The sequence below is a fragment of the Bradyrhizobium sp. KB893862 SZCCT0404 genome (assembly GCF_018130885.1).
Classification (GTDB): Bacteria; Pseudomonadota; Alphaproteobacteria; order Rhizobiales; family Xanthobacteraceae; genus Bradyrhizobium; species Bradyrhizobium stylosanthis.
On sequence record NZ_JAFCLT010000004.1, the window covers coordinates 210,333 to 236,297 of the forward strand.

General features: G+C 66.0%; 25 protein-coding genes. 18 read left to right on the forward strand and 7 right to left on the reverse strand.

What is annotated here, in order from left to right:
* The first annotated feature begins 36 nt into the window (after positions 1 to 36).
* The gene (locus tag JQ617_RS18835; protein ID WP_212027604.1) at positions 37 to 1,896 is read left to right on the forward strand and encodes an ABC-F family ATP-binding cassette domain-containing protein; all 1,860 of its coding nucleotides are present in this window, start codon (positions 37 to 39) and stop codon (positions 1,894 to 1,896) included.
* Positions 1,897 to 1,972: 76 nt separating this feature from the next.
* On the opposite strand, the gene JQ617_RS18840 is transcribed toward JQ617_RS18835, so the two are convergent.
* Positions 1,973 to 2,938 carry a tripartite tricarboxylate transporter substrate-binding protein gene (locus JQ617_RS18840; RefSeq protein ID WP_212027605.1) on the reverse strand — a complete coding sequence of 322 codons (966 nt, stop codon included), beginning with the start codon at positions 2,936 to 2,938 and terminating at the stop codon, positions 1,973 to 1,975.
* Positions 2,939 to 3,119: 181 nt separating this feature from the next.
* On the opposite strand from JQ617_RS18840, the gene JQ617_RS18845 reads away from it, so the two are divergent.
* A complete protein-coding gene (locus tag JQ617_RS18845; RefSeq protein WP_212027606.1) occupies positions 3,120 to 4,136 on the forward strand; it encodes a hypothetical protein in 1,017 nt (338 codons plus the stop codon).
* Between the two features lie 17 nt (positions 4,137 to 4,153).
* Here JQ617_RS18845 and JQ617_RS18850 read toward each other — a convergent pair whose 3' ends face one another.
* The 3 genes from JQ617_RS18850 to JQ617_RS18860 all read right to left on the reverse strand — a co-directional run bounded on the left by JQ617_RS18850 (position 4,154) and on the right by JQ617_RS18860 (position 6,773).
* Positions 4,154 to 4,648 carry a hypothetical protein gene (locus JQ617_RS18850; protein ID WP_212027607.1) on the reverse strand — a complete coding sequence of 165 codons (495 nt, stop codon included), beginning with the start codon at positions 4,646 to 4,648 and terminating at the stop codon, positions 4,154 to 4,156.
* 166 nt (positions 4,649 to 4,814) lie between these two features.
* Positions 4,815 to 5,267, reverse strand: a complete 453-nt coding sequence (locus JQ617_RS18855) for a DNA polymerase III subunit chi (protein ID WP_063684043.1) — start codon at positions 5,265 to 5,267, stop codon at positions 4,815 to 4,817.
* A gap of 6 nt (positions 5,268 to 5,273) precedes the next feature.
* On the reverse strand, positions 5,274 to 6,773 hold the full coding sequence (locus JQ617_RS18860; protein WP_212027608.1) for a leucyl aminopeptidase: 1,500 nt from the start codon (positions 6,771 to 6,773) through the stop codon (positions 5,274 to 5,276).
* Between the two features lie 338 nt (positions 6,774 to 7,111).
* On the opposite strand from JQ617_RS18860, the gene lptF reads away from it, so the two are divergent.
* The 16 genes from lptF to JQ617_RS18940 all read left to right on the forward strand — a co-directional run bounded on the left by lptF (position 7,112) and on the right by JQ617_RS18940 (position 23,013).
* Positions 7,112 to 8,281, forward strand: coding sequence for an LPS export ABC transporter permease LptF (gene lptF / locus JQ617_RS18865; RefSeq protein WP_212027609.1), 1,170 nt, complete (start codon positions 7,112 to 7,114; stop codon positions 8,279 to 8,281).
* Positions 8,278 to 9,375, forward strand: a complete 1,098-nt coding sequence (gene lptG / locus JQ617_RS18870) for an LPS export ABC transporter permease LptG (RefSeq protein ID WP_063684048.1) — start codon at positions 8,278 to 8,280, stop codon at positions 9,373 to 9,375. Before lptF ends, lptG begins: the two co-directional genes overlap by 4 nt.
* Entirely contained in the window at positions 9,375 to 11,861 is a 2,487-nt protein-coding gene (locus JQ617_RS18875) for an LPS-assembly protein LptD (RefSeq protein ID WP_212027610.1), read from the forward strand. Before lptG ends, JQ617_RS18875 begins: the two co-directional genes overlap by 1 nt.
* Positions 11,862 to 11,931: 70 nt before the next feature.
* Positions 11,932 to 12,858, forward strand: coding sequence for a SurA N-terminal domain-containing protein (locus JQ617_RS18880; RefSeq protein WP_212027611.1), 927 nt, complete (start codon positions 11,932 to 11,934; stop codon positions 12,856 to 12,858).
* Positions 12,858 to 13,871 carry a 4-hydroxythreonine-4-phosphate dehydrogenase PdxA gene (pdxA, locus tag JQ617_RS18885; protein WP_212027612.1) on the forward strand — a complete coding sequence of 338 codons (1,014 nt, stop codon included), beginning with the start codon at positions 12,858 to 12,860 and terminating at the stop codon, positions 13,869 to 13,871. The genes JQ617_RS18880 and pdxA overlap by 1 nt, the downstream gene beginning before the upstream one ends.
* Positions 13,871 to 14,728, forward strand: coding sequence for a 16S rRNA (adenine(1518)-N(6)/adenine(1519)-N(6))-dimethyltransferase RsmA (rsmA, locus tag JQ617_RS18890; protein WP_212027613.1), 858 nt, complete (start codon positions 13,871 to 13,873; stop codon positions 14,726 to 14,728). The genes pdxA and rsmA overlap by 1 nt, the downstream gene beginning before the upstream one ends.
* A 22-nt stretch (positions 14,729 to 14,750) precedes the next feature.
* Positions 14,751 to 15,809, forward strand: a complete 1,059-nt coding sequence (locus JQ617_RS18895) for an alcohol dehydrogenase (RefSeq protein ID WP_212027614.1) — start codon at positions 14,751 to 14,753, stop codon at positions 15,807 to 15,809.
* A gap of 104 nt (positions 15,810 to 15,913) precedes the next feature.
* On the forward strand, positions 15,914 to 16,144 hold the full coding sequence (locus JQ617_RS18900; RefSeq protein ID WP_212027615.1) for a hypothetical protein: 231 nt from the start codon (positions 15,914 to 15,916) through the stop codon (positions 16,142 to 16,144).
* Between the two features lie 287 nt (positions 16,145 to 16,431).
* Positions 16,432 to 17,145, forward strand: coding sequence for a Crp/Fnr family transcriptional regulator (locus JQ617_RS18905; RefSeq protein ID WP_212027616.1), 714 nt, complete (start codon positions 16,432 to 16,434; stop codon positions 17,143 to 17,145).
* 58 nt (positions 17,146 to 17,203) lie between these two features.
* A complete protein-coding gene (locus tag JQ617_RS18910) occupies positions 17,204 to 17,419 on the forward strand; it encodes a DUF6894 family protein (RefSeq protein ID WP_212027889.1) in 216 nt (71 codons plus the stop codon).
* A 188-nt stretch (positions 17,420 to 17,607) separates the two neighbouring features.
* The gene (locus JQ617_RS18915) at positions 17,608 to 18,021 is read left to right on the forward strand and encodes a phosphonate metabolism protein PhnM (RefSeq protein ID WP_212027617.1); all 414 of its coding nucleotides are present in this window, start codon (positions 17,608 to 17,610) and stop codon (positions 18,019 to 18,021) included.
* 116 nt (positions 18,022 to 18,137) lie between these two features.
* Positions 18,138 to 18,314 carry a hypothetical protein gene (locus tag JQ617_RS18920; RefSeq protein WP_212027618.1) on the forward strand — a complete coding sequence of 59 codons (177 nt, stop codon included), beginning with the start codon at positions 18,138 to 18,140 and terminating at the stop codon, positions 18,312 to 18,314.
* 58 nt (positions 18,315 to 18,372) lie between these two features.
* A complete protein-coding gene (locus JQ617_RS18925; protein ID WP_212027619.1) occupies positions 18,373 to 18,594 on the forward strand; it encodes a hypothetical protein in 222 nt (73 codons plus the stop codon).
* 1,171 nt (positions 18,595 to 19,765) lie between these two features.
* Complete coding sequence (locus JQ617_RS18930) at positions 19,766 to 21,106, forward strand: caspase family protein (RefSeq protein ID WP_212027620.1); 1,341 nt, start codon at positions 19,766 to 19,768, stop codon at positions 21,104 to 21,106.
* Positions 21,107 to 21,135: 29 nt separating this feature from the next.
* Complete coding sequence (locus JQ617_RS18935; RefSeq protein WP_212027621.1) at positions 21,136 to 21,648, forward strand: hypothetical protein; 513 nt, start codon at positions 21,136 to 21,138, stop codon at positions 21,646 to 21,648.
* A 150-nt stretch (positions 21,649 to 21,798) separates the two neighbouring features.
* Positions 21,799 to 23,013 carry a hypothetical protein gene (locus tag JQ617_RS18940; protein WP_212027622.1) on the forward strand — a complete coding sequence of 405 codons (1,215 nt, stop codon included), beginning with the start codon at positions 21,799 to 21,801 and terminating at the stop codon, positions 23,011 to 23,013.
* Here JQ617_RS18940 and gmk read toward each other — a convergent pair.
* The 3 genes from gmk to mltG all read right to left on the reverse strand — a co-directional run bounded on the left by gmk (position 22,946) and on the right by mltG (position 25,895).
* Positions 22,946 to 23,605, reverse strand: coding sequence for a guanylate kinase (gene gmk, locus JQ617_RS18945; RefSeq protein ID WP_212027623.1), 660 nt, complete (start codon positions 23,603 to 23,605; stop codon positions 22,946 to 22,948). The genes JQ617_RS18940 and gmk overlap by 68 nt on opposite strands.
* Positions 23,606 to 23,608: 3 nt before the next feature.
* On the reverse strand, positions 23,609 to 24,496 hold the full coding sequence (locus JQ617_RS18950; protein WP_212027624.1) for a YicC/YloC family endoribonuclease: 888 nt from the start codon (positions 24,494 to 24,496) through the stop codon (positions 23,609 to 23,611).
* A gap of 115 nt (positions 24,497 to 24,611) precedes the next feature.
* Positions 24,612 to 25,895, reverse strand: a complete 1,284-nt coding sequence (gene mltG, locus JQ617_RS18955) for an endolytic transglycosylase MltG (protein WP_212027625.1) — start codon at positions 25,893 to 25,895, stop codon at positions 24,612 to 24,614.
* Positions 25,896 to 25,965 lie beyond the last annotated feature (70 nt).

Here is a 25,965-nt window from a genome sequence, read left to right on the forward strand (position 1 = left end):
GGTTGCGTTCGAGGCGCCTTGCGGTGACAAGGCCGCATGCTGTCCATTACCGACCTCTCCATCCGCCTCGCCGGACGCCTTCTCATTGACCAGAGTTCCGTGCAGATCACGCCGGGCTCGCGCGTCGGCATGGTCGGACGCAACGGCACCGGCAAATCGACCCTGTTCAAGGTGATCCGGGGCGAGCTGGCGGCGGAGCATGGAACGGTGACCCTGCCGCCGCGTTGGCGCGTCGGCAGCCTCGCGCAGGAAGCCCCGAACGGCCCCGAAAGCCTGATCTCGGTCGTGCTCAAGGCAGACCTCGAGCGCGACGCATTGCTTCACGAAGCGGAGAGCGCGACCGATCCGCACCGCATCGCCGAGATCCAGACCCGGCTGGTCGACATCGACGCGCATTCGGCGCCCGCGCGCGCGGCGGCGATTCTCTCCGGCCTCGGCTTCTCCGCAGCGGATCAGCTGCGCCCCTGCGCCGAGTTCTCCGGCGGCTGGCGCATGCGCGTCGCGCTGGCTGCGACGCTGTTCGCAGCCCCCGACCTTCTGCTGCTCGACGAGCCCACCAACTATCTCGACCTCGAAGGCACGCTGTGGCTGGAGGATCATCTCGCGCATTATCCGCGCACGGTGATCGTGATCAGCCACGACCGCGACCTCCTGGAAAGTTCGGTCGACCAGATCCTGCACCTCGAGCGCGGCAAGCTCACGCTCTACAAGGGCAGCTATTCCTCCTTCGAGGAGCAGCGCGCCGCGCGCGAGCTGCTCGATGCCAAGGCGGTCAAGCGGCAGGAAGCCGAACGCGCCCGTCTGCAGGCCTTCGTCGACCGCTTCAAGGCCAAGGCTTCGAAGGCGCGGCAGGCACAATCACGCGTGAAGATGCTGGAGCGGCTGAAGCCGATTACCGCGCTGGTCACCGAGGACGTGCGCGAGATCAGCTTTCCCGCGCCCGAAAAGATCCTGTCGCCGCCGATCATCGCGGTCGACAACGCCGCCGTCGGCTACGATCCGGCAACGCCGGTGCTCGGCCGTGTCACGCTTCGCATCGACAATGACGACCGCATCGCGCTGCTCGGCGCCAACGGCAACGGCAAGTCCACGCTGGTCAAGCTGCTGGCCGGACGCCTCGCGCCCTTCTCCGGCAAGGTGACGCGCGCGGACAAGCTGTCGATCGCCTATTTCGCGCAGCACCAGCTCGACGAGCTGAACGAGGATGCCTCGGCCTACGACCATATCCGCAAGCTGATGGGCGATGCGCCCGAAGCAAAGGTGCGGGCACGCGCCGGCGCGATCGGCTTCTCCGGCAAGGCCGCCGACACCAAGGTCGGAAAACTGTCGGGCGGCGAAAAGGCCCGTCTCCTGCTGGGGCTTGCGACCTTCTTCGGCCCCAACATGATCATCCTGGACGAGCCGACCAACCATCTCGACATCGACAGCCGCGCCGCGCTTGCGGAGGCGATCAACGAATTCCCCGGCGCCGTCATCATGGTCTCGCACGACCGCTATCTGATCGAGGCCTGCGCCGACCGGCTCTGGATCGTGGCCGACCGCACCGTCACCAATTACGACGGCGACCTCGATGAATATCGCCGCCTGGTGCTGTCCACGCGCAACGCCGAAGCGCCGCGCGAGCGCAGTGCGCCAAGCGAAAAACCGCAGCGCCCGAAGTCAGACAACCGCGGCTCGCTGAAGAAGCGCATCGCCGAAGCCGAGAGCGAGATCGCCCGCGTCACCGACATCATCGCCAAGATCGACACCGCACTCGCTTTGCCCGACATCTTTACCCGCGATCCCAAGCAGGCCGCGCAGCTGTCAAAGGCCCGCGCCAATGCCGCCGATGCGCTGGCGCGCGCGGAGGAGCAATGGCTGGAGGCGAGCACAGAGTTCGACGAGGCGACGGGGTAGATTCAAAACTGCGAAAACAACCCCATGCACAGTACGGGTAATTTACTACCAGGCTATAAGCGACTGAACAGTAGGCTTAATCCGCATACTGCCCCGCGGCCTTGATAATCGGCGCCCAGCGATCAACCTCACTCGCCAGCATCGCGCCCAACGCCTCGGGCGTCGCCTTGTCCTGCGGGACCGGCTCGGTGTTGATGTCGTTGAATCGCGCGATCAGCGCGGGATCCTTCAGCGCGGCCTGGAGCGCCGCCGTCAGCTTCTGAACGACCGCGGGCGGCGTGCCCTTGGGGGCATAGAGGCCGTGCCAGACGCCGAGTTCGAATCCCTTGAGGCCGGCCTCATCGGCGGTTGGCAGGTCGGGCAGGCTCTTCAGCCGCTCCTTGGTGGTGACCGCATACGCCTTGACCTGCTTGGCCGTGATCGGGCCGGTCGTGTTGGTCGCCTGGTCGCAGGTGAGATCGATCTGCTTGCCGAGCAGATCGTTCATGATCGGACCGTTGCCCTTGTACGGCACCGTCGTGAGCTGCTTCTGGATCGCCGTCATGAACAGCATGCCGCAGAGATGCGATGCCGCACCTAGCCCGGCATTGGCGTAAGTCAGCTTGTCGCCCTGCTGCTGGGCGTAGGTGACAAGGTCCTTGAGCGTGTCGGCCGGGAAATCCGGACGCGCGATGATGGTCATCGGCGCATTGGTCACGAGGCCGATCGGCGCAAAGGCGGTCTTCGTGTCGTAGCTCAGATTGCGATACAGCGTGGCCGCCGTCGAGATGCCGACATGATGGACCAGCAGCGTGTAGCCATCCGGCTGGGCGCGCGCAGCGCGGGTCGTGCCGATCGTGCCGCCGGCGCCGGTCGCGTTCTCGACGATGATTTGCTGTCCCAGCGATTTCGCCATGCTTGCCGCGGTCAGGCGCGCGATGGTGTCGGTCGGCCCGCCGGCGGCGTATGGCACCAGCACGGTGATGGGCCTCGTCGGATAGTCCTGGGCGACCGCCGCGCCAGACGGCAAGAGCAGAGCCGCTACGAGGGCAATGAACCGCATGGTTTCCTCCAGTTTTTTCTCATGCCATATGAGCCCATTCCCGGCCGCACCGCCATCAGGGAAAGCGACTTCGGCAAAAGTGTCGCAATCGCGATCGTGACCGCATCGCCGGCGCAGGCCCACCCATGAACTCTCCGGAAAATCGCTTCGCCCTTCTCCGCGTCAGACTTTAGGTTGCTCAGTGGAATCCAAGATAACCGGGGCACGGGTCGAGGTGCGACTTCAGCAGCATTTTCATCTGTTGGCAGCGGCCCTGCTTGCGGCGTTCGCCGCGACCGCTGCGCTCGTCGTCCCATTTCTCATGCAGATCGAAGAGGCGATCAACATTGTCGTGGTCACGCAGGTCCTGACCCTGACAATGACGACGTTCATGGTCGCAACGGCCCACGCCATGCTGTTCGGTCTTCCACTCTTCCTTTTCGTCCGCAGCAAGCGATCGCAGGTCGGGATTGGGGCCTGCGCGCTCGGAGGCTTCGTCGTCGCAGCACTGCCATTCGGCGTCCTGGCTCTGATGTCCATGCTCAGCATCCAGACCGCCTCGTCCAACGGCAAGCCGACCATCGTCAATGGCGTGCCCACCCTGCTCTTGTGGATCGAGTACATCCGCGCCGTGGGACTGACGGCTTTGCCGGGTCTTGTTGGCGGCCTCGCTTTCTGGGCCGCCATGCGGTCCGGGTCCCGCCGGCGATCGTGGACTGTCGTCTCTGCTGCCGCCCTACTGACCTGCGGCGTCTTTATCCTGCCGGTCGTCGTAAGGGATAGAAGCTGCCACAACAGCTTCAGAGACGGACGCACGTCGGTCTCGCCGCAAGTCTATGCAAATCTGCAGGTGCCTGCCGAAGACTGGCGAACCCTCGAGCAAACATTCGCAGACTTCGGTCGCGCGCATGCTCTGTCAATTCGCGGCGACGAACAGCTTCGAGATGGACGCAGCACGTGGCGCTCGCTGGACCTCTGCAACGAGGCGGGCATCAGCATCAATTTGTACGATGAGCCGTGGCTCGCGCACGTGCACTCGCCTCGCGCCGGTGAAGGCATGAAGCTCAGCATCTCCGCGCTCAAGCCGGACACGGACTGGAAACCGCTCGCCCGTCATCTCCTCGGCGAGATCGAGACAGCCTGGCCCCGGAAAACCACATTCCGGGGACCGAGCGGTCAAATCCTGTCGTTCGATGATGCAATGAAGGGACGACCCTAGCCGTCCCGTAAGGCGCGCTACGCCTGCTTCTTCTTCGGCTTCGGCTTGGTCGCCTTCGGCACCACCTGCGGCTCGGGATTGCCCTCGATCGAAGACAGGCGGCCCGACGTGAAGGTGTAGATGCCCGCGCGCGGGCCGGTGTTCCAGGTGACGACGGCAACGCGGCGGCCGGCAGCATCGCCGGAGAGGCTGACGTTCGAGGGCGAGCCGATGCCGCGCACCACGTCGCATTCGGTGTGGCCGAGCGCGACCGTGCCGCCCACCGGCGCTGGTGCCGTCGTCGACGCGTTGGCATCGGCCGGTCCGGGCGACGGCGTCATGCCGGGGCAAGCGCCATCGGCGCTGACGAGATCCTCAGCTGCCACCGGCTTGTCCGGGGTCAGCGGCGGCGATTCGATCGAGATGTTTCTGATGAAGACTCGGCCCGGCCGCTGGAACCATTCGGTGTCCTTCGACAGCAGATCGGGGGCGCCGCCCGAGCAGCCCGCGACCAGCGGTGCTACGGCAGCCAACGCAACTATGAGCGAGCTGGGAAGCTTTTGATGTCGCACGATAAACTAAATTCCCCGCATGAAGGACGAGCCCTAAGCGCTTGTCCCAACACCACTTTGCGGCACGAAGGTGACAGAAGCCAGCATCGCCCGAAAAGTGCAAATTATCATTAATTGCGATCGGCCGCTAATTCCGGCGCTGCCACCGCCCCCGCTCGTCGGCCTGCCAATAGGTGACATCAAATCCCCGCGCCTTGCAATCCGTCCAGGCGCTCCGGGCCAGCGCCAGCGCATCCGGATCGTCGCCGTTGAACAACAGCACCATGCGCTCATAACCCTGCGCGTCCGGCGGCAGTGCGGCGTTGTCGACCAGGAACCGCACATTGGCGCCGTTGGGATTGCCCTCCTCGATCGCCAGCACGATCGGCTGATCGGCCGCGTCGTTCACCCGCCACGTCGCGTGCGGCAGGAAGGAATCGTCGCGATAGGTCCACAAGTGCGCGTCGAGCGCATCGGCGCGCTCCTCCGACGTCGACTGCACCACGACGCGCCAGCCGCGCTCGAGCGATTTCTCGAGAAGCGGCGGCAACACGTTCTCCACCGTCATGTTTTGCAGATGGTAGAACAGGACTTCAGTCATCTCGGCTCATTTGCGCTCGTAGTGATCTGCCACCAGACGATCAAGAAGCCGGACGCCGTAGCCGCTGCCCCAGCTCTGGTTGATGTCCGTCTTCGGCGCGCCCATGGCGGTGCCGGCGATGTCGAGATGCGCCCAGGGCGTGCCGTCGACGAAACGCTGCAGGAACTGCGCCGCGGTGATCGAGCCGCCATGACGGCCGCCGGTGTTCTTCATGTCGGCGAACTGGGAATCGATCAGCTTGTCGTATTCGGGGCCGAGCGGCATGCGCCAGACCTTCTCGCCGCTCTCGATGCCGGCCGCCAGCAGGCGCTCGGCCAACTCGTCATTGTTGGAGAACATGCCGGCATGATCGGTGCCGAGCGCGACAACGATCGCGCCGGTCAGCGTCGCCAGATCCACCATGAATTTCGGCTTGGCCTTCTTGGCGACGTACCAGAGCACGTCGGCGAGCACCAGGCGGCCTTCGGCGTCGGTGTTGATGATCTCGATGGTCTGGCCCGACATCGAGGTGACGATGTCGCCCGGCCGCTGCGCATTGCCGTCGGGCATGTTCTCGACGAGACCGATGGCGCCAACCACGTTGGCCTTGGCCTTGCGGGCTGCGAGCGCGTGCATCAGGCCGACGACGCAGGCCGCTCCGCCCATGTCGCCCTTCATGTCCTCCATGCTGCCGGCCGGCTTGATCGAGATGCCGCCGGTGTCGAAGCAGACGCCCTTGCCGACGAAGGCAACCGGGGCCTCGCCCTTCTTGCCGCCGTCCCAGCGCATGATGACGGTGCGGCTCGGCCGCGCCGAGCCCTGGCCGACACCGAGCAGCGCGCCCATGCCGAGCTTGTCCATCGCCTTGACGTCGAGCACCTCGACCTTGACGCCTAGCTTGCGGAGCTGGCCGGCGCGGCGCGCGAACTCCTCGGGGAACAGCACGTTCGGCGGCTCGTTGACGAGATCGCGCGCGATGATGACGCCGTCGACGACGTGGCCGGCCGAGGCAAACGCCTTCTTCGCCGCCGTGGGATCGCCAGCCGCCAATGAGATGTCGGCGCGCGAGCCGCCCTCCTCGCCGTCCTTCTTCTTGGTCTTGTAACGGTCGAACTTGTAGGCGCGCAGGCGCAGGCCCGAAGCGATCTCGACCACCTGCTCGCTCGTCATCGCCCCATTGGGGAGTTCCGCCATGATGGTCATGGCCGCGGCTCCCGCGGTGAGTTTGCTCGCCGCCACGCCGCCGAATTTGAGGAAATCGTTCGCTTTCAGGTTCGCGGCCTTGCCGGCCCCGATCACGATCAGGCGAGTCGCCTTCACCCCCTCCGGGGCCAGGATGTCCAGCGCAGCCCCGCTTTTGCCCTTGAAGGCGGCCGCCGAGGCCGCGCGCTTCACGAGGTCGATGGCGCCGCCCAGCGCCTTGGCGGTCGCCGGGCCGACCTTCAGGCTGTCGTCACAAAACACGACCAGAATGCCACGGGCGGCGGCAGACAACGGGACGAAGCCGACCTTGATGGCATCGGACATGGCTAACTCCTCAAAAACATGGGGCTTTCCGTCATTCGGCGGTCCCGGCCACGGGCCGGAGCTGAACGGCGATTCACTGGACTTCCCCTACTATGGGCCACCGGCCCGGCAGATGCCAAGCACCGCCCGTGGCCGCGAGGCCACAAGAGGGAAATATTAACCATATATTGATGGTGCCACGGGGCAGCCATTTTGTTGACGGATCAAAGGGATGGTAGTGAGAAAGTAAGCCGGCGGAAGAGGTGTTCGCCCGACCTTGGGGATCCCATATCGGGATTGGTTAGGCAGCTGGAGTTCCGGCTGGGATTTGGGACTTGGTGGGATTCGTGCGGTAGCGCATGGGGTCAATCGATAGGTATATCTTCCGCACGACGCTGGCGTCGTTTGCGCTCGTCCTGGTCAGCCTCACCGGCGTGATCTGGATTACGCAGGCGTTGCGCGGCATCGACCTGATGACGAGCCAAGGTCAGACCATTCTCACCTTCCTCGGCATCACCAGCCTCGTCATTCCCGCGCTCGTCCTGATCATCTCGCCGATCGCGCTGATGATCGCGATCTCGCACACGCTGAACAAGCTCGCGACCGATTCCGAGATCATCGTGATGAATGCCGCCGGCTTCTCGCCGTTCCGGCTGTTCTATCCGTTCTTCTACGCCACCTGCGTGGTGGCGGCGCTGGTCGCCTTCATCGCGGCGTATCTGGCGCCCGACGGCATGCGGCGGATCAAGCAGTGGGACGCCGAGATCACCGCGGACGTGCTCACCAACATCCTCCAGCCCGGCCGCTTCGCCCAGCTCGACAAGAACCTCACCATCCGGATCCGCGAGCGTCAGCCCGGCGGCATCCTCGCCGGCATCTTCATCGACGACCGCCGCGACCCCAACGAGCGCGTCTCGATCGTCGCCGAGCATGGCGAGGTCGTGAAGAACGAGACCGGATCGTTCCTGGTGCTGGAGACCGGCAATCTCCAGCGCTTCGAGGCGGGCAAGCGCGATCCTGCGCTGGTGGCGTTTGGCCGCTACGGCTTCGACATGTCGAAATTCTCCGGCCAGGGCCGCGACGTCACGCTGGGAATTCGCGAGCGCTATCTCTGGGAGCTGCTCTCGCCGGCCGAGGACGATCCCGTCTACACGCAGATCCCCGGGCAGTTCCGCTCGGCCCTGCATGACAGCCTCCTGGCTCCGATTTATCCGTTTGCCTTTGCCGTGCTGACCTTCGCCTTCCTCGGCGCGCCGCGCACCACCCGCCAGAGCCGCAACTTCTCGATCGGCGGCTCGGTGCTTGCCGTGTTCGGCCTGCGCATGGCCGGCTTTGCCTGTTCGGTGATGGCGGTGAAGTCGCCGGGTGCCGTGCTGGTCCAGTACGCGATGGTGTTCGGCGCCATCGGCGTCGGGCTGTGGATGATCATCGGCGGAATCGTGGTCGAGCCGCCGCCCCGCCTCATGGAGGCCATCAACAGGTCCAACGCGCGCATCGCGCGGCTGTTCGGACGGCCGGTCACCGCATGAGCATGCTCACCAACACACTCGGGCGCTACTTCGCCGGCCGCTTCGTGGTCGCGGCGCTTGGCGTGTTCGCCAGCATCTTCCTGCTGCTGGTGCTGGTCGACTACATCGAGATGGTGCGCAAGACCTCTGGCCTCGCATCCGCGTCCGCGATCATGGTGGCCGAGACCTCGCTGTTCCGGGTGCCGCAGCTGCTGGAGAAGCTGACGCCGTTCTGCATGCTGATCGGCGCCATGACCTGCTATCTCGCCCTCTCCCGCCGGCTCGAGCTCGTGGTGGCGCGCGCCGCCGGCATCTCCGCCTGGCAGTTCATCTCGCCGGCGCTCGGCAGCGCGTTGCTGATCGGGGTCATCGCCACCGTCGCCTACAATCCGATGTCCGCGAACCTGCGCGAACTCTCCAAGCGCATGGAGGCCGAGCTGTTCGGCTCGGCGCCCGGCGGCGGCATCCAGGATGCCTCCGGCTTCTGGCTCAATCAGGTGACCAGCGACGGCCAGACCATCATCAATGCGGCGCGCAGCGAGCAGCAGGGCATCCGCCTCACCGGGCTGACGTTGTTCCGCTTTGATACAGAGCAGCACTTCGTGGAGCGCGTCGAGGCGCGCGAGGCCGAGCTCGAACCGGGCCAGTGGATCTTCAGGGGCGTCCGCCGCTACACGCTCAACGGTCCGCCGGTGGAGCAGGCCGGCTTCTCGATTCCGACCACGCTGACCGAGGCGCAGGTCCGCAACAGCTTTTCCACACCCGAGACTGTGTCCTTTTGGCAACTACCGAGCTACATCCGCTCCTCCGAGAGCTCAGGCTTCGCGACAGCCGGATATCGACTCCAGTATCACAAGCTGTTGGCACAGCCGTTTTTGCTGGCCGCCATGGTGATGCTCGCGGCCTCCGTGTCGTTGCGCTTCTTCCGGATGGGCGGCGTGCAGAAGATGGTTTTGAGTGGCGTGGGCGCAGGCTTTCTGCTCTACGTTCTGTCGAAAGTGACTGAAGACTTGAGCAAGGCTGAGTTGATGCATCCGATCGCTGCGGCGTGGTTGCCCGTGGTGGTGGGCGGCCTCACCGGCTTTTTGGCCTTGTTGTACCAGGAGGACGGTTAGTGACTGCCGTCCGTCGAGGACCCGTGTCTCGTTTGGCGCGGCGCACCGTGGCGCGCGCGAACCGGTGCGGTTTGTCTGTTCGCAGGCTCCTGCTGGCCGTGGCCGCCGTGGCATCGCTCGGCGCCCTGATCGACGCAGCCGTCGTGACGCCCGCCTCCGCCCAGAGCTTCACCTACAATCCGCTGCCGCCGCGTCCGAAGCCGCCGAAGGTCGCCAACGACAACCAGATGCTGGTTCAGGCGACCGAGGTCGATTACGACTACAACAATTCGCGCGTCTCCGCGGTTGGCAACGTCCAGCTGTTCTACAACGGCACCAGCGTCGAGGCCGACCGGGTCATCTACGACCAGAAGACCAAGCGGTTGCATGCCGAAGGCAACATCCGCATGACGGATGCCGACGGCAAGATCACCTATGCCGAGATCATGGATCTCTCCGACGACTACCGCGACGGTTTCGTCGATTCGCTGCGCGTGGACACCGCCGACCAGACCCGCATGGCCGCGAGCCGCGCCGACCGCTCCAGCGGCAACTACACGGTGTTCGAGAACGGCGTCTACACGGCCTGCGCGCCCTGTAAGGACGATCCGAAGAAGCCGCCGCTGTGGCAGGTCAAGGGTGCCCGCATCATCCACGATCAGCAGGAGAAGATGCTGTACTTCGAGACGGCGCAGCTCGAATTCTTCGGCGTGCCGCTCGCCTACATGCCGTATTTCTCGACGCCCGACCCGACCGTGAAGCGCAAGACCGGCTTCCTGATGCCGGGCTTCACGTCCTACACGACGTTCGGCTCCGGCGTGGAGATCCCGTTCTACTGGGCGATCGCGCCCGACATGGACATGACCTTCAGCCCGCGCATCACCTCCAAGCAGGGCGTGCTGTTCCAGACCGAGTTCCGCCAGCGCCTGATGGACGGCGCCTACCAGATCCGCCTCTACGGCATCGACCAGCTCGACCAGAAGCAGTTCACGGGCCTGCCCGGCGACCGCCAGTTCCGCGGCGGCGTCGAGACCAAGGGCCAGTTCGCGCTCAACGACAAATGGGTCTGGGGCTGGGACGGCGTCCTGCTCTCCGACTATTATTTCATGTCGGATTACCGCCTCGCGCAGTACCGCGACCCGCTCGGCTCGTTCCTGAACCTGCCGACCGACGCGCTGTCGCAGCTCTATCTGACCGGCGTCGGCAACCGCAGCTTCTTTGACGCGCGGACGATGTACTGGCTGAGCTTCTCCGGCAACCAGGACAAGGTCCCGGTCGTCTACCCCGTGATCGACTACTCGAACGTGCTGAACTATCCGGTGTTCGGCGGCGAGTTCAGCTACAAGACCAATTTCGTGAACCTGTCGCGTGAAAACGCGGTGTTCGATCCGATCACGACGCTCGCCAACACCAACAGCCTGTGCGCCACCGCCTCGGCCGATCCGCTCGCGCGGACGCCGTCGCAGTGCCTGCTGCGCGGCTTCCCCGGCACCTACACCCGCCTCACCGCCGAGGGGCAGTGGCGCAAGTCCTTCACCGATCCGCTCGGCCAGATCTGGACGCCGTTCGCGAGCCTGCGCGCCGACGCGATCAACTCCTCGGTCTCCAACCAGCCGGGCGTGTCGAACTATCTGCCGGTCGGCGACACCCAGGCGTTCCGCCTGATGCCGACCGTCGGCCTCGAATACCGCTACCCCTTCATCAACGTGCAGCCGTGGGGCTCGACCACGGTCGAGCCGATCGCGCAGATCATCATCCGCCCGAACGAGACCTATGCCGGCAAGCTGCCGAACGAGGACGCGCAGAGCCTGGTGTTCGACGCCTCCAACCTGTTCAACGTCGACAAGTTCTCCGGCTACGACCGCGTCGAGGGCGGCGGCCGCGCCAATGTCGGCGTGCAGTCCACCACGCAGTTCGACAAGGGCGGTGCCGTCAAGGTGCTGTTCGGCCAGTCCTACCAGCTGTTCGGCATGAACTCCTTCGCGGTCCAGGACGCCATCAATACCGGCCTCGATTCCGGCCTGGACAAGCCGCGCTCCGACTACGTGGCGGGCGCCAGCTACTCGCCCAACCGCACCTATACGTTCAGCGTCCGCTCCCGCATGGACGAGCAGACCTGGAACGTGCAGCGCTTCGAGGCGGAAGGCCGCGCCAATTTCGACCGCTGGTCGGTCAGCATGATGTACGGCAATTACGCACCGCAGCCGGAACTCGGTTATCTGACGCGGCGTGAGGGCATCCTGACCAGCGGCTCACTGAAGGTCGCGACCAACTGGGTGGTCACCGGCTCGGCGCGCTGGGACCTCGAGGCCAACAAGCTGAACCAATATGTGCTCGGCGCCGGCTATGTCGACGATTGCTTCGTGCTGGCCGCTAACTATGTAACCTCGTATAGCTACTCGGCGGGCTCGACCCCGCCCGTGCTGAGCCACGCGTTCATGTTCCAGATCGGCCTGCGCACGCTGGCGACCTCGTCGACAGCCAGCAGTTCCGCCGGCCTCCAGTAAACGGTTTGACGTGCCGGCCGCGCGTTCCCGATCGCAGGTTCACCGCGGCTGACATCCGAGCGATATATCCATGACGATTGCCTTGCCCTCGTTCCGCCTCCTTCTGGTCCTCGCCGCCCTGGCCCTCGCCGGCGCGCCGGCGCGCGCACAGAACATCGTCGTCATGGTCAACGGCGATCCCATCACCGACTACGACATCGAGCAGCGCTCCAAGCTCGACCAGCTGACGACGCAGAAGACCCCGAGCCGTCAGGAGGTCATAAACGAGCTGATCGACGACAAGGTGAAGCTGAAGGAAGGCAAGAAATACGGCGTCGACCCCGGCATCTCCGACGTCAACCAATCCTTCGAGGGCATGGCGCAGCGCATGCGCATCACGACGGATCAGCTCGCCAAGTCGCTGGAGTCCAAGGGCGTCCGTCCTGAAACCCTGAAGGGACGCATGAAGTCCGAGATGGTCTGGACCAGCCTCGTGCGCGGCCGCTTCAAGGAGAAGCTGCTGGTCGGCGAGCGCGACGTCGCGCAGGCCGTGCAGGCCCAGACCGGCGACAAGCTCCAGATCGAGGGTACCGAGTACAAGATGCAGCCGATCGTGCTGATCGTGCCACGCGGCTCGTCTCCGGCGTTCCAGGAGACGCGGATGAAGGAAGCCGAGCAGTATCGCTCCCGTGTCGGAAGCTGCGAGGAAGCCAATTCGCTGTTCCGCTCGACGCCGAACGCCACCATCCGCGAGAGCGTCACCAAGACCACCGCGGACCTGCCCGAGGCGCTGCGCAAGGTGCTCGACGACACCGCGATCGGCCATCTGACCGCGCCTGAAGTGACCAAGGCCGGCATCGAGATGGTCGTGCTGTGCTCGCGCAAGCCGACCATGATCGACACGCCGAAGAAGCGCGAGGTCCGCGAGAAGATGTACCAGGAGAAGTACGAGAAGACCCAGAAGGCCTATCTCGACGAGCTCCGCAAGGCGGCGATGATCGAATATCGCAACCGCTGATGGCCAACGCCCCGATAAAGCCCCTCGCCCTGACCCTGGGAGAGCCCGCCGGCATCGGCCCCGACATCACCATCGCAGCCTGGCTCCGCCGCCGCGAGCTGAACCTGCCCGCCTTCTACCTGCTCGGCGACGAAGCCTTCGTCGCGCAACGCGCCAAGGCGATCGGCGCCGATGTCAGGATCGCCGCGGTGAGTGCGAGCGAAGCCGTCTCCACCTTCGCCGAGGCCCTGCCTGTGGTCGCGACCGGCGAGCGCGCGACGGCCGGGCCCGCCAAGCCCGACGCATCCAGCGCGCCGGCTGCGCTCGCCTCGATCCGCCAGGCGGTCGACGACGTGCGCGCGGGCCGCGCCGGCGCCGTCGTCACCAACCCGATCGCCAAGAGCGTGCTCTACCGCGCCGGCTTCCGCCATCCCGGCCACACCGAATTCCTCGCCGAACTCGCCGCACAAAACGGCCGCGTGCCGCAGCCGGTCATGATGCTGTGGTCGCCGCGGCTCGCCGTGGTGCCGGTGACCATCCACGTCTCCTTGCGCGAGGCGCTGAACCAGCTCACCAGCGATCTGATCGTCTCGACCGTGCGCATCGTCGCGGCCGAGCTGAAGGCGCGCTTCGGCATCGCGCGGCCGCGCATCGCGATCTCCGGCCTCAACCCGCATGCCGGCGAGGACGGCTCGCTCGGCCACGAGGAGCAGACGGTGATCGCACCGGCGCTCAAGGTTCTGCGCAATGACGGCATCGAGGCGAAGGGCCCGCTGCCCGCCGACACCATGTTCCACGAGGCCGCGCGCGCCGGCTATGATTGCGCGGTCTGCATGTATCACGACCAGGCGCTGATCCCGATCAAGACGGTCGCCTTCGACGACGCAGTCAACGTCACGCTCGGCCTGCCCTTCATCCGCACCTCGCCCGACCACGGCACCGCCTTCGACATCGCCGGCACCGGCAAGGCGAACCCTTCGAGCCTGATTGCCGCGCTCCAGCTCGCGGGCCGCATGGCCGCGACCCAAAGCTGATGAGCGCGATCGACGACCTCCCGCCGCTGCGCGAGGTCATTCGCCAGCACGCGCTGTCGGCCCGCAAATCGCTCGGCCAGAATTTCCTGCTCGACCTCAACCTCACCGCACGCATCGCGCGGGCGGCCGCGCCGCTGGACGACTCCACCATCGTCGAGATCGGCCCCGGCCCGGGCGGATTGACGCGCGCCCTGCTCGCGCTCGGCGCCCGGCGCGTCATCGCCATCGAGCATGACGAGCGCGCGATCCCGGCCTTGCAGGATATTTCCGCGCGTTACCCCGGCCGGCTCGAGATCGTGCACGGCGATGCCATGACCTTCGATCCAGGCCCGCTGCTCGCAGGCGAGCGCGCCAAGATCGTCGCCAACCTGCCTTACAACATCGCGACGCAGCTGCTCATCAACTGGCTCACGACCGAGCCCTGGCCGCCCTGGTACGACATGATGGTCCTGATGTTCCAGCGCGAGGTCGGCGAGCGCATCGTCGCGCACGAGGACGAGGAAGCCTATGGCCGTCTCGGCGTGCTCGCCAACTGGCGCTGCGAGACGAAGATCCTGTTCGACATTGCGCCGTCCGCTTTCGTGCCGCCGCCGAAGGTCACCTCCTCCGTGGTGCGCCTCAAGCCGCGCGCAGAGCCGCTGCCGTGCGATCGCAGGCTGCTCGAGCAGGTCGCAGCCAGCGCCTTCGGCCAGCGCCGCAAGATGCTGCGCCAGAGCCTGAAATCACTGGGCGTCGATCCCGCGCGGCTCGCGCAAGCGGCCGGCGTCGATGCGACGCGGCGCGCGGAGACCATTCCCATTTCCGGCTTTGTTGCCATGGCGCGTGAATTGGCGGATATACGCAAGCAAGCTGAGTAACAAGAATTTCGGAGGAAGGAATATGGCGTTGATGCGTCGGCAGTCCCTGGTCAAGTTCGATGCGCCGCTGTGCGAGACCATCGTCGACACGCCCAAGCCGCAAGGCCGCGAAGTCCTCGTCCGCATCGAGCGCTGCGGCCTCTGCCATTCCGACCTCCACATCCAGGACGGCTACGCCGATCTCGGCGGCGGCAAGAAGCTCGACACCACGCGCGGCATGACGCTGCCCTTCACGCTCGGCCACGAGATTGCCGGCGTCGTCGACGAGGTCGGCTCCGACGTTCCGGCGAGCCTCGTCGGCACGAAGAAGGCGGTGTTTCCCTGGATCGGCTGCGGCCAGTGCCGCGACTGCAAGAACGGCGACGAGAACCTCTGCGCCAAGCAGCGCTTCCTCGGCGTCTCCATCGACGGCGGTTTTGCAACTCACGTGCTGGTCCCCGACGCCAAGTATCTGCTCGACTACGATCCGCTGCCCGTCAACCAGGCCGCGACGCTGATGTGCTCCGGCGTCACCGCCTATGGCGCGCTCAAGCGCCTGGTCGACCGTCCGCGCCAGCGCAATCTGCTGCTGGTCGGCCTCGGCGGCGTCGGCATGATGGGCCTGTCGTTCGCGCAGGCCATGTTCAAGCAGCCGATCACGGTCGCCGATCTCTCGCCGGCCGCGCGCGAGACCGCGCTGAAGAACGGCGCGTCCGCCGCCTATGACCCGTCCGAGCCCGACGTGATCAAGCGCATCCTGAAGGAAACCGACGGCGGCTTCGACGAGGTCGTCGATTTCGCCGGCAACGAGAAGTCGATGGCCTTCGCAGTCGCCGTTGCCGCGCGCGGCGGCAAGGTCGTGGTCTCCGGCCTGATGGGCGGCCAGTTCACGCTGCCGATGGTGCAGTGGGTCTACAAGCGCCTGACCGTCGAGGGCTTCATGGTCGGCACGCTTGCGGAGGCCCACGAGCTGATGGCGCTCGCCCGCGCCGGCAAGATCAAGCCGACGCCGATGCGCGAAGAGCCGATGGGCGATGTCCAGAAATGGATCGACGAGTTGCGTGCCGGCAAGGTCGTCGGCCGCATCGTGCTGAAGAACTGATACGCGAGGAACCGGTCAGCGCCGGCGAGATTGCAAGATCCTGCCGGCGTTCGTTCTCGCAATCCGGTGCGGAACGCCGGAGGGCTGCGCTGCGTTGGCAGCGCATGTCGATACGTTGCACCGTCGAGAGCGCTTTCTTCATCGCCTGGAGCTGCCTTGAGCAGGGCGGCGAGCTCGGCGATCCCGACCAGACCGCGAACTTCCTGCTCGACGCCATCGAAGCTCAGCTCAGGCGCGGCGAACGCCGGCAGCTGATGCTCGCGAACCGGGCGATCGACGCCTGGCGCGTGCACGTGGCCGTAAGCCGACCCTCGCGGGACGCCCGCTTCGGATAACCCGGCGAAGCCCTCGGACCCGCCGGCCCGGCGGCGTTGGTGGATCGTATGGGCCGGCGGTCGTCGGGCGGAGCGCACGGGGTGCGCGCTTTCGCAAGGCAGACGTTACGCCGATCCGCTGCCTCTTGTGTTCACTCCTGAACAGATCTCGGCGCGTCCGCCCTGCCGACTTTTCGACGCTCCCCAATTCCTTGTGTGCACTTTGGAACCGTCGGTTCCGCCGCGGAAACGTAGGGTCTCGCCTGGCGCCGATTCCCGGCCAAGACCAAGCGACAAGAGAAAACGACGTGACCGGTCGGCCCCAGAACGATCTTCTCCAGCAGCTCAACGCCGCCGATTTCGAATTGCTCGCCCCGCATCTTCAGCCGGTCGACCTCGCGGCAGGCCACATCCTGCATCATGCCGGCGACGAGGTGACGGCCGTTCATTTCCCCTGCAGCCCGGCACTGGTGTCGTTCGCCGTGCCGGTCGAGGACGACCGCGAGGTCGAGAGCCTGCTGGTGGGCCGCGAAGGTGCCGTGGGCATGGCCGCCGGCCGCCGCCCTTCGCCGGCCTATTCGCGCATCGTCGTCAAGCTCGGCGGCACGCTCGTCCGCCTGCCGCTGCGCGCGCTCGAGCAGGCGCAGCAGAGGTCGCCTACGCTGCAGGAGGTCCTGTCGCGCTATGCCGACTGCCAGTTCGCCCAGCTGCTGCAGACCGCGGCCTGCAACGCCGCGCATTCCATCGAGCAGCGCGCGGCCAAATGGATTCTCTCCGCGCATGAGCATCTCGGTGGGGTCGAGATTCCCCTCACCCACGAGCAACTCGCCGGCATGCTCGGCGTCTCGCGCAGCTATGCCAGCCGCGTCATCCAGATGTTCAAGGCAAGGCGCATCCTCGCCACCCGCCGCGGCGCGATCCTGATCCTCGACACACCGGCGCTTGAGGCCAGATCCTGCTCCTGCAACGACTCCATCAGGAAGCATTTCGGCGAAGCACTGGGCGGCGCGGCCGACGGATAGCCTCGAGCCGCGTGCGCTGCCCCGTCGGAACATTCTCGCGCACGCCGCATTGCCCGACATGCCGCGGTACTTCTTCCATTTCGAAGGCCACCAGCCACACACCGACACGACCGGTGAGATACTGGCCGGCGACGAGGCCGCCTGGCGCGAAGCGGTGCGGCTCTCCCGCGACGTCGAGCACGCGCTCCGCCCCGGCGACAGCTGGACGCTGGGCGTCTACGAGGAGGACGAGCCCGTGTTCGTGCTGGCCATGGTGACGCGGCGGTTTCGCTAACCCGTCCACGAGCCGGCTCCGCGCCGGATGACACCAACGATCCCACGCCCTCAGCGCTGCCGAATTCCGATAGTGATTTCGGCGCGCGTCTCTCGACACTGGCCGTCGGGACAATCTTGCATCGGGCTGCGAATGGCCGTTCAATGCCGGTTTGGATCGGCTCCGCCGCTATTTTGTGATTCTTTGGAATGCGAACCTTTTTCATTATTCTCGGCATCTGGCTGCTGATCAACGTCCTCTTCGTCGTCGTCATGATGCCGCCGCGCAAGCCGCGGAAGCCGGACCATCCGCACTCATCGGCCGGACTTGCACCGGCAGCCATCGAGCCCGGCGCCTATCGTCCCGTCGAGGACGAGAATATCTCGTTTCGTCATGCCATCATCGCCATCGCGATGGGTGCGCTACTCTCGCTGACACCGCCACTGCTCGAAGCGATCGACGACGTCAAACGTCTGATCGGAAAGAACCGCAAGTCTGGTCAGACGCCTGAAGCCGACGGCGACGAACGAGCAAAGCGGCCTTCCCAGGACATTGGCACGCGCGAAGAAAGTAAGCCGGACGGCGGCCGCTCGTCCGATGAGAGCAACGCACCGAAGCGCTAACGCCCGGATTCTCCCGCAAATTCCGCCTCTTGCGAGACGTTGGAACGTCGCGCGCCTCCCGCGCGTTGGCCTTCCGTCACGGCAACGACAGGGGGATCGAAAAGAGGAGAATCGCGTTGATCAATCTGGGCAAGTGGTACGATCCCATCTCCGAGCGCTGGATCGCGCCGCGCGAACCGCGCCGGGAGACGACAGCATCTGAAATGAGCTCGAACCACGTGCTGGAGTTCGAAAGGACAGTCGAAATCCAGCGCATCTGGCGAGCATTACTCGATTGCTGCGCACGCGATTGACGTTTCTCCGCCCGCGCACAAACCGGAACGAGCGGCCGGCAGCTCCGTTCTCAATCGCATGAGCGATCCCGCACTCCCCGCAAGACCAATCGCAACCGCGCTGCGCTATCTCGCGATTATCGTCGGCTGCGCCTGCCTGCTTCTCGCCGCCTTGTGCTTGGCCATCGCGGCACAGGTCTTTGTGCAGACCGGCGTGTTCGCGCAATCCTATGTCATCGTGGGATTCATCAGTGCCACGCTGGGGCTTTTGGCGCTGATACTGTCGCGGGTGAGGAAATAGGCTTCTGCAGATGCAACCGGGCCGTCGCCCTTCGGGAGGCCAATGAAGGAACGGCCACCTCAGGATGACGGTGAAGGATATGTATCTGCGGCTCTCGCCTCGTCATTGCGAGCGCAGCGAAGCAATCCAGAAATCCCGCTGAAGCAATCCAGAAATCCCGCTGAGGAAAGACTCTGGATTGCTTTGCTGCGCTCGCAATGACGATGTGGCCGGCGACTTGCCACGAGCCCTCTTGTCGCCCGCAGTCCATGCCGGGCGACCCGTCGGGCAAAACACCGTCAATCCCCATTCGCAAAAATATTCCACTTCCCCGAATTTCGGATTTATGGCATGTACCGCCCATCCCGGCCCTGCCAAAGGGGCGTTCGCGACCGTCACGAGATGCGGGCCGGGCTTGCGGTGGACGCGGCAGCGCCGGCGCGCAACGTGTGAGACAGGGCGGGCAACCGTGAGTTTTGCGCAACGCGGTACGACACGGCGCGGTCACAGCGGTTGGGTTGGTCGTCCTGGGCGAGCACACGCAAGCCCCTGATGATCCGGCACAGCCGTCCGCGGACGGAGAAGTCGTGTGGTCCTGACGCCCGGGGTCTGTGCGTCAAGGCTTGCGGTGATGCAGCGGCCAACCGGCGCGCGCATCGATCATCTGCAAGGCGACGGGGGCAATAGTGCATCGCTCCCCGGGGAGAGCACGAAGGACACCGTTAAAACCATCCGCGCAGGGAAGGCCAAGCGATCGGCAACACCTGTGATCCACCCCGTGTGCATTCTTCGCAAGCGCACGGATCTGCGGGTGCCGCCGGCGCCCGGCCTTCCCTGCGCCCTTTGGCATCCATTGGGCGGCAAGCGAAACTACAGCTCGGGCGAAACGCGCCGCGGGAAGGCGAAAGCATGCCTTCGATTGGAAGAGCGATACGTCATCCCAACCTCGCCATTGGCGCCGATTTCGTGCCCCGGACGCGGCGCAGCGTCTCTTCGACGGTGCGCTGCAGAGCCGGGGCCCATGCAGCGGCGGTACGCACGGGCACTCCTGGGTCCCGGCTCTGCGCAGCAGCGTGAGAACGCTGCAGCGCGTCCGGGACACGAGCGTGATCTCCGCTGCCGCCTTCCGTCCTCCCGCTTTTCGCCGGCACGCCGGACTGTTAGACTGGCGCCATTATTTTGAGGAATTTTGATGCGCGCGAGGTTTTTCAATCGCGTTGTGGGTCTGGCGGCGCTGATCGCGGCCGTTGCCGTGACGCAGCCTGCATCGGCCGAGAAGCGCATCGCGCTGGTGGTCGGCAACTCCGCCTACAAGAACATCACGCCGCTCGACAACCCGTCCAAGGACGCCAGCCTGATGGCGGAGACGCTCGCCTCGCTCGGCTTCGCGCTGGTCGGCGGACGCGCCCAGCTCGATCTCGACAAGGCTGCGATGGACATCGCGGTGCAGAGCTTCGGCCGGCAGGTCCAGGGCGCCGACGTCGCGCTGTTCTATTATGCCGGACACGGCGTGCAGGTCGCGGGCTCCAACTATCTTGTGCCGGTCGGCGCCAACCCGACGCGCGAGGCCGACGTCGATTTCCAGATGACCGACGTCAACCTCGTGCTGCGCCAGATGCAGGGATCCGGCACGCGGCTCAACCTCGTGATCCTCGATGCCTGCCGCAACAACCCCTTTGGCTCGCGCGGCCTGCGATCCTCCGATGGCGGCCTCGCGCAGATGCGCGCGCCCGAGGGTACGCTGATCTCCTACGCGACGCAGCCCGGCAATGTCGCCCAGGACGGCAGCGACGGCCACAGCCCCTACACCAAGGCGCTGGCGACGACGATCCGGGTCGCCGGCCTCGACGTGTTCCAGACCTTCAACCAGGTCGGCCTCGCCGTGAAGCGCGCCACCGCAGGCGCGCAGCAGCCCTGGGTGTCGTCCTCGCCGATCGACGGCACGTTCTATTTCGTACCGCCGACGCAAGCGGCGCCGCCGCAGGTCGCGGCGATGCAGCCCGATCCCCTGCCCGCCGATCGCCTGCGCGCCGATCCCGACCGCGTGCCGCTGCGCGATGCCGCGCTGCTCAGCGAGCTGAGCGAGCGGCTCTACGAGCTCAATTTCGATCCTGACACGCCGGATGGCCTCACCCGCGCGATCACGAAGCTCCAGCAGCGCATTGCCATGGCGCCGAACGGGGAGCCGACCGAGGGTCTGCTGCTGCGGATGCGGAAGATGGAGGATCTGAAGCCATGGGGCTCGATCGTCTACGGGCCGGACGGCAGCAAATGGGGCATGTCGTGGAATCACGCCTCGCGGCGCGCGGCGGTGGCCGATGCGCGCGGCAATTGCGGCGGCGCCAAGTGCCCGATCGAGCTGTCCTTCTACGGCAAGAGCTGCGGCGCCTTCGTGATCTCGGACAAATCCTGGTCGCTGGTCCAGCGCGAGGGCGTGCAGCGCGCCAGGGACGCCGCGCTTGACGAATGCGGCAAGGCTGGCAAAGCTTGCCGCATTATCGGAGCCGTCTGCGCCGACGGCTCCGGCCGCTGACATCCTTTTTCATTTTCGGATTTTTGCCCATGCCCAAATCCGTTCACGCGATCGCCCCCGCCTTGCTCCTCAACATCGCCCTCGCCGCATCGCCCGCCATCGCGCAGTCCGGCAGCGCCGGCGGCTCGATCGGCAACGACGAGAAGTCGCTGTCCGGCTCGCGCCAGGATTCCTCGTCGGGCCGTTCGGCGGAGCCGGCACCCTCGGCGCGCCGGGGCAAGCCGGCGGCAGAGGAGCGCTCGGCGCCGCGGCGAAGCGGCGGCGGTGGTGGAGGCGGCGGTGGTAGTTTTGACGGTGCCTGGGTGGTCACCAGCATCGGCTGCGGCGGCACGACCACCGGCGCAACCGTGGTCACCTCGGGCCGCGTGATTGCCGAAGGCGTCACGGGGACCGTCAGCGCGAACGGCGCGGTGCGCACGTTCGGCCGTGGCGAGGGCGGCATCACCTATACCGGCGCCGGCCGCCTCGGATCCCGCAGCGGTTCCGGAACGTTCCGGCGCTCCGACGGCTGTGGTGGAACCTGGACCTCGGTCAAGCAATAGGAGGCGAAAAGCCCGATAGCGCGGCGGAACCAACGCGCCGCAGGCCCAATTCAAGCCACATCCTCTCCGGAATTGCGGCTCATTGCCACCCAAGTCTTTGACGAGAAAGGGCTGGTAGAGAGTTGCGTTGTGCGTAACCGGGAGACCAGGATGGGCAACCGAACCGCGAAATTCGTATCTGCGCTTGTTGGCAGCATCATTGCCGGCGCACCACTTGCCGCCGTATCGCAGAACGCGCCGAGCGCATCCAGCACCGCTGCGAGCGATTGCTTGCCCTCGCCGAAGGGCTCCGCCCCGCAAGGGCAGCACTGGTACTATCGGCTCGATCGCGCCAGCAAGCGGCAGTGCTGGTATCTGCGTGCCGAAGGCGGCAAGGTCACGCAGACCGCGCAGGCAACCAGCGATGCGCAAAGTGCCGATACGCCGGCGCAGCCCTCCGTGCAGAACGCGCATGCCGAATACATCGCGCCGCAGCCTACCGCCGCACCGGCCATGACTGCGCCCGCCCCGGCTGCAGCGAACGCAGCGCCGGCCGCACAACGGCCGTCGATCAAGATTGCCGACGCCAGCCCGCAGCCCGCCGTCGCCGCGCCCTGGCCCGATGCTTCGACGGACACCGCCTCGCCTGCACCACAAGCCGCGCCCGCACCTGTCGCTGCAGCCCCGCAGCCGGGCGCCAAGCCGGCGAAGCCGCAGGCTCCGGGGGCGCTCGCCGCGGCTGAAGCTCCCGCCGACAAGCCGACCGGCTCGCTGCAGACGCTCATGCTCGTCATCGGCGGCGCGCTGACGCTCGCCGGTCTCCTCGCCAGCGTCATCTACCGCTTCGCCGGCGCGCGCGCTCGCGTCAGGACGAATGACCATCGTCACGTGAACTGGGACGACCGGGAGCCCCACGAGCAGGATCGCGCGCCATGGCTCAACGAGATGCCGAACACGCCGCGCACCCAGCAGCCGGGCCCGATCGACTTCGACGCCATTCGTCCGCAGCCGCCGCGTCCGCAGGCTCCGCAACTCGCCGCATTCAGCAGCGAGATCGGCCGGATCGCGGCACAGTCCCGTCCCGCCCGCAACGAGATCGCAGACCTCAACGAGATCGCGGATCTCGACGACGCCGACATCTTCAACGGCGAATTCGAAATCGAGGCAGCGGCTCCGCGGCTCGCGGTCAACGATGCCGGCACCGATAACGCTGAGAAGGATGAAGAGCCGGCTGCACGCGTCGAGGACAGCGTCGATATCGACGTCATCACGGCGATGCTGGAACGGCTGGCGCAGGAAGGGCCGCGGCTGGCGCAGCCTAGCCCTGAAGCTGAGCTTGCAGACCTCGCACGAAGCCGACGAGGCCAGTCCGCCGCTCGCGCTTGAGGCGCTCGGCCTTCAGGATCGACTGCACCTCGGCGAAGGCGTCATCGACATTGTGGTTGATGACGATGTAGTCGTACTCGGCCCAGTGGCTCATCTCGTGGCTGGCGCGGCTCATGCGCTTGCGGATCACCTCGTCGGAATCCTGCGCGCGCGAATGCAGCCGCTTCTCGAGATCGGCGGCTGACGGCGGCAGGATGAAGACGCGAACCACGTCGACGCTCGCTTTCTGGTGCAGTTGCTGCGTGCCCTGCCAGTCGATGTCGAAAAGCACGTCCTGGCCAGCCGATAGCGCCGCCTCGACCGGAGCACGCGGCGTCCCGTAGAGATTGTCAAACACGGTGGCCCATTCGAGCAGTTCGCCCTGCTCTACCATCGACTCGAACTTACGTTTCTCGACGAAGAAATAGTCGCGCCCCTCGACCTCTCCCGGCCGCATCTGGCGCGTGGTCGCCGACACCGACATCTTCAGGCCGGGCTCTCGCTCGAGCAGCATCCGCGACAGCGTCGTCTTGCCTGCGCCCGAGGGCGAGGACAGCACGAACATCAGGCCGCGCCGCTCGACACCGTCAGTTCCGTGACCGCCCGTCGTCATCGATCACTCCAGATTCTGGACCTGTTCGCGGAACTGCTCGACCACGTTTTTCATGGCGAGTCCCGTATTGGTCAGCTCGATGTCGTTCGACTTCGAGCAGCAGGTGTTGACCTCGCGGTGAAACTCCTGCGCCAGGAAGTCGAGCTTGCGCCCGATCGGGCCGCCCTTGCCGATCAGCTCGCGCGCCTGCGCGACGTGCGAGGCGATGCGGTCGAGCTCCTCGCGGATGTCGGCCTTGGTGGCGATCAGGATCGCCTCCTGCATCAGACGGTCGGAATCGAAACGGTCGGAGGTGTCGAGCAGCGCGGCGATCTGCTCGGCGAGCCTCGCCTTGATCGCCTCCGGCTTGCGGCCGGGCGAGCTTTCAGCCTTTTTCGCAAGCTGCTCGATCTCGTCGACCCGCTGAGTCAGGATCTGCCCGAGCGAGGTCCCCTCGCGCTTGCGCATCGCGACCAGCTCGTCGAGCGCCTTGTCGAAGGCCTCGGCTGCAGCGGCTCGGGCGGCCTTGTCCTCCTCCTCGTCGCCCTCGGGCTCGGCGACCTCGACGACGCCCTTGATGGCAAGCAGGCCGTCGATGCTCGGCGCCACCGCGTCGACCTTGCCCGCGATCACCGCGGCGGCCTTGAGCACGGCGTTGAGCACGTCCTCGTTGACGCGGACGGTGGCGGCCGCATTGGCGCGCTTGACGTTGAGATTGGCGTAGACGGTGCCGCGCGAGAGCAGCTCGCCGGCGCGTTTCTTGGCGTGGGCCTCGAGCTCGTCAAACCCCTGCGGCAGCCGCACCCTGAGATCGAAGCCCTTGGCGTTGACCGACTTCAGTTCCCATTCGAACGTATACGGCCCGCTCGCGCCGTGGCTTCGAGCAAAGCCGGTCATGGACGACAGCGCCATCAGGTCAGATTCTCCAGGAACAAAAGGATTCGCGAGGCATCAAGCCACGCGAATCTTAAGACTATTTTGCAGGAAAGTGGAATCCGCAAAGTCCCGTAGGCAGGTCTGCGCTGCGCTAGCGCTGGACCACCGGCGGCGACGACTGCACTGCGCCCTGCCGGGCCGGCGGCGGATTGGCGGGATTGGCCGGGCGCACCGCGGGCGGCTTTTTCTGCTGGTTCGGGCGGGCCGGCGTGGTCGCGGTCGGCGTATCGGCGGCGCCAGGCGCGGCGGCAGCCGGCGGCGGCGCGTCCTCGGCCGGCTCGACCGTGTCGTTCTGGATCTGCTTTTCCATCGCGCGCAGCTTGGCGACGTTTTTCTGGTGCGCGTCGTAGGTCTCGGTGAAGGCGTGCCCGCCGGTGCCGTCGGCGACGAAATAGAGGTCGCGGGTGCGGGCCGGGTTGGCGGCGGCCTCCAGCGAGGCGCGGCCGGGGTTGGAGATCGGGCCCGGCGGCAGGCCCTCGATCACATAGGTGTTGTAGGGCGAAGGCTGCGTGATCTCGCTGCGCTTGATCGGACGGCCGAGCGTGCCCTTGCCCCCGACGAGGCCGTAGATGATCGTGGGATCCGACTGCAGCTTGATGCGCTGCTTGAGGCGGTTGACGAACACGGCGGCGACGCGGCTGCGCTCGTCCGGCTTGCCCGTTTCTTTCTCGACGATGGACGCCAGCGTCACCAGCTGCTCCGGAGACTTGACCGGAATGTCCTGGCTACGGCGCTCCCAGATCTCCGCCAGCACGCGCTTGTGCGCCTGCTGCATGCGCTGGATCACCTGCTCGCGCGTGGTGCCGCGCGGGAATTTGTAGGTCTCGGGGAGCAGCGTGCCCTCGCGCGGCAGCTCGCGCACGCTGCCGGTGAAGATGTCGTTGTCGGACAGCCGCGCCACGATCTGCTCGGAGGTCAGGCCCTCCGGAATCGTCACGGCGTGCTGCACCACCTTGCCCTCGACAATGGTGGCGATGACGTCGCGCAAGGAAGCATTTTTCTGGAAGGCGTATTCACCCGGCTTCAGGTCCGAGCTCGCCTTCAGCGCGGCGACGCTGGCGATGAACACCCACGGATTGACGTCGGTGACGCCTTCCTTGTTCAGCGTCTCGGCGATGTCGCGCTTGCCGGCGCGCTGAGGGATGTTGACGATCTTGTCTTCCTTCAGCGGCCCCGGCGCTTCCAGCACCTGCCGGCCGTAATAATACACGCCGCCCGCGCCGAGCATGGCGATCAGCAAGAGGGTGATGATGGCATTTCCGACGACCACGAAGGGATTGCGCGCGCGGTCCGATCGCTTCGGCGGCGGCGGAACCTGCTCGGGCTCGAGCGCTGCCCGCGGGCTCCGGGGCGAAATGGGCGGCCTTTCACTCATCGAAGCAACCTGAATCCTGCCGGTTCAATCGCGGCCTGACAATCGCTTGCCACGCCAAATGCACGCGCCC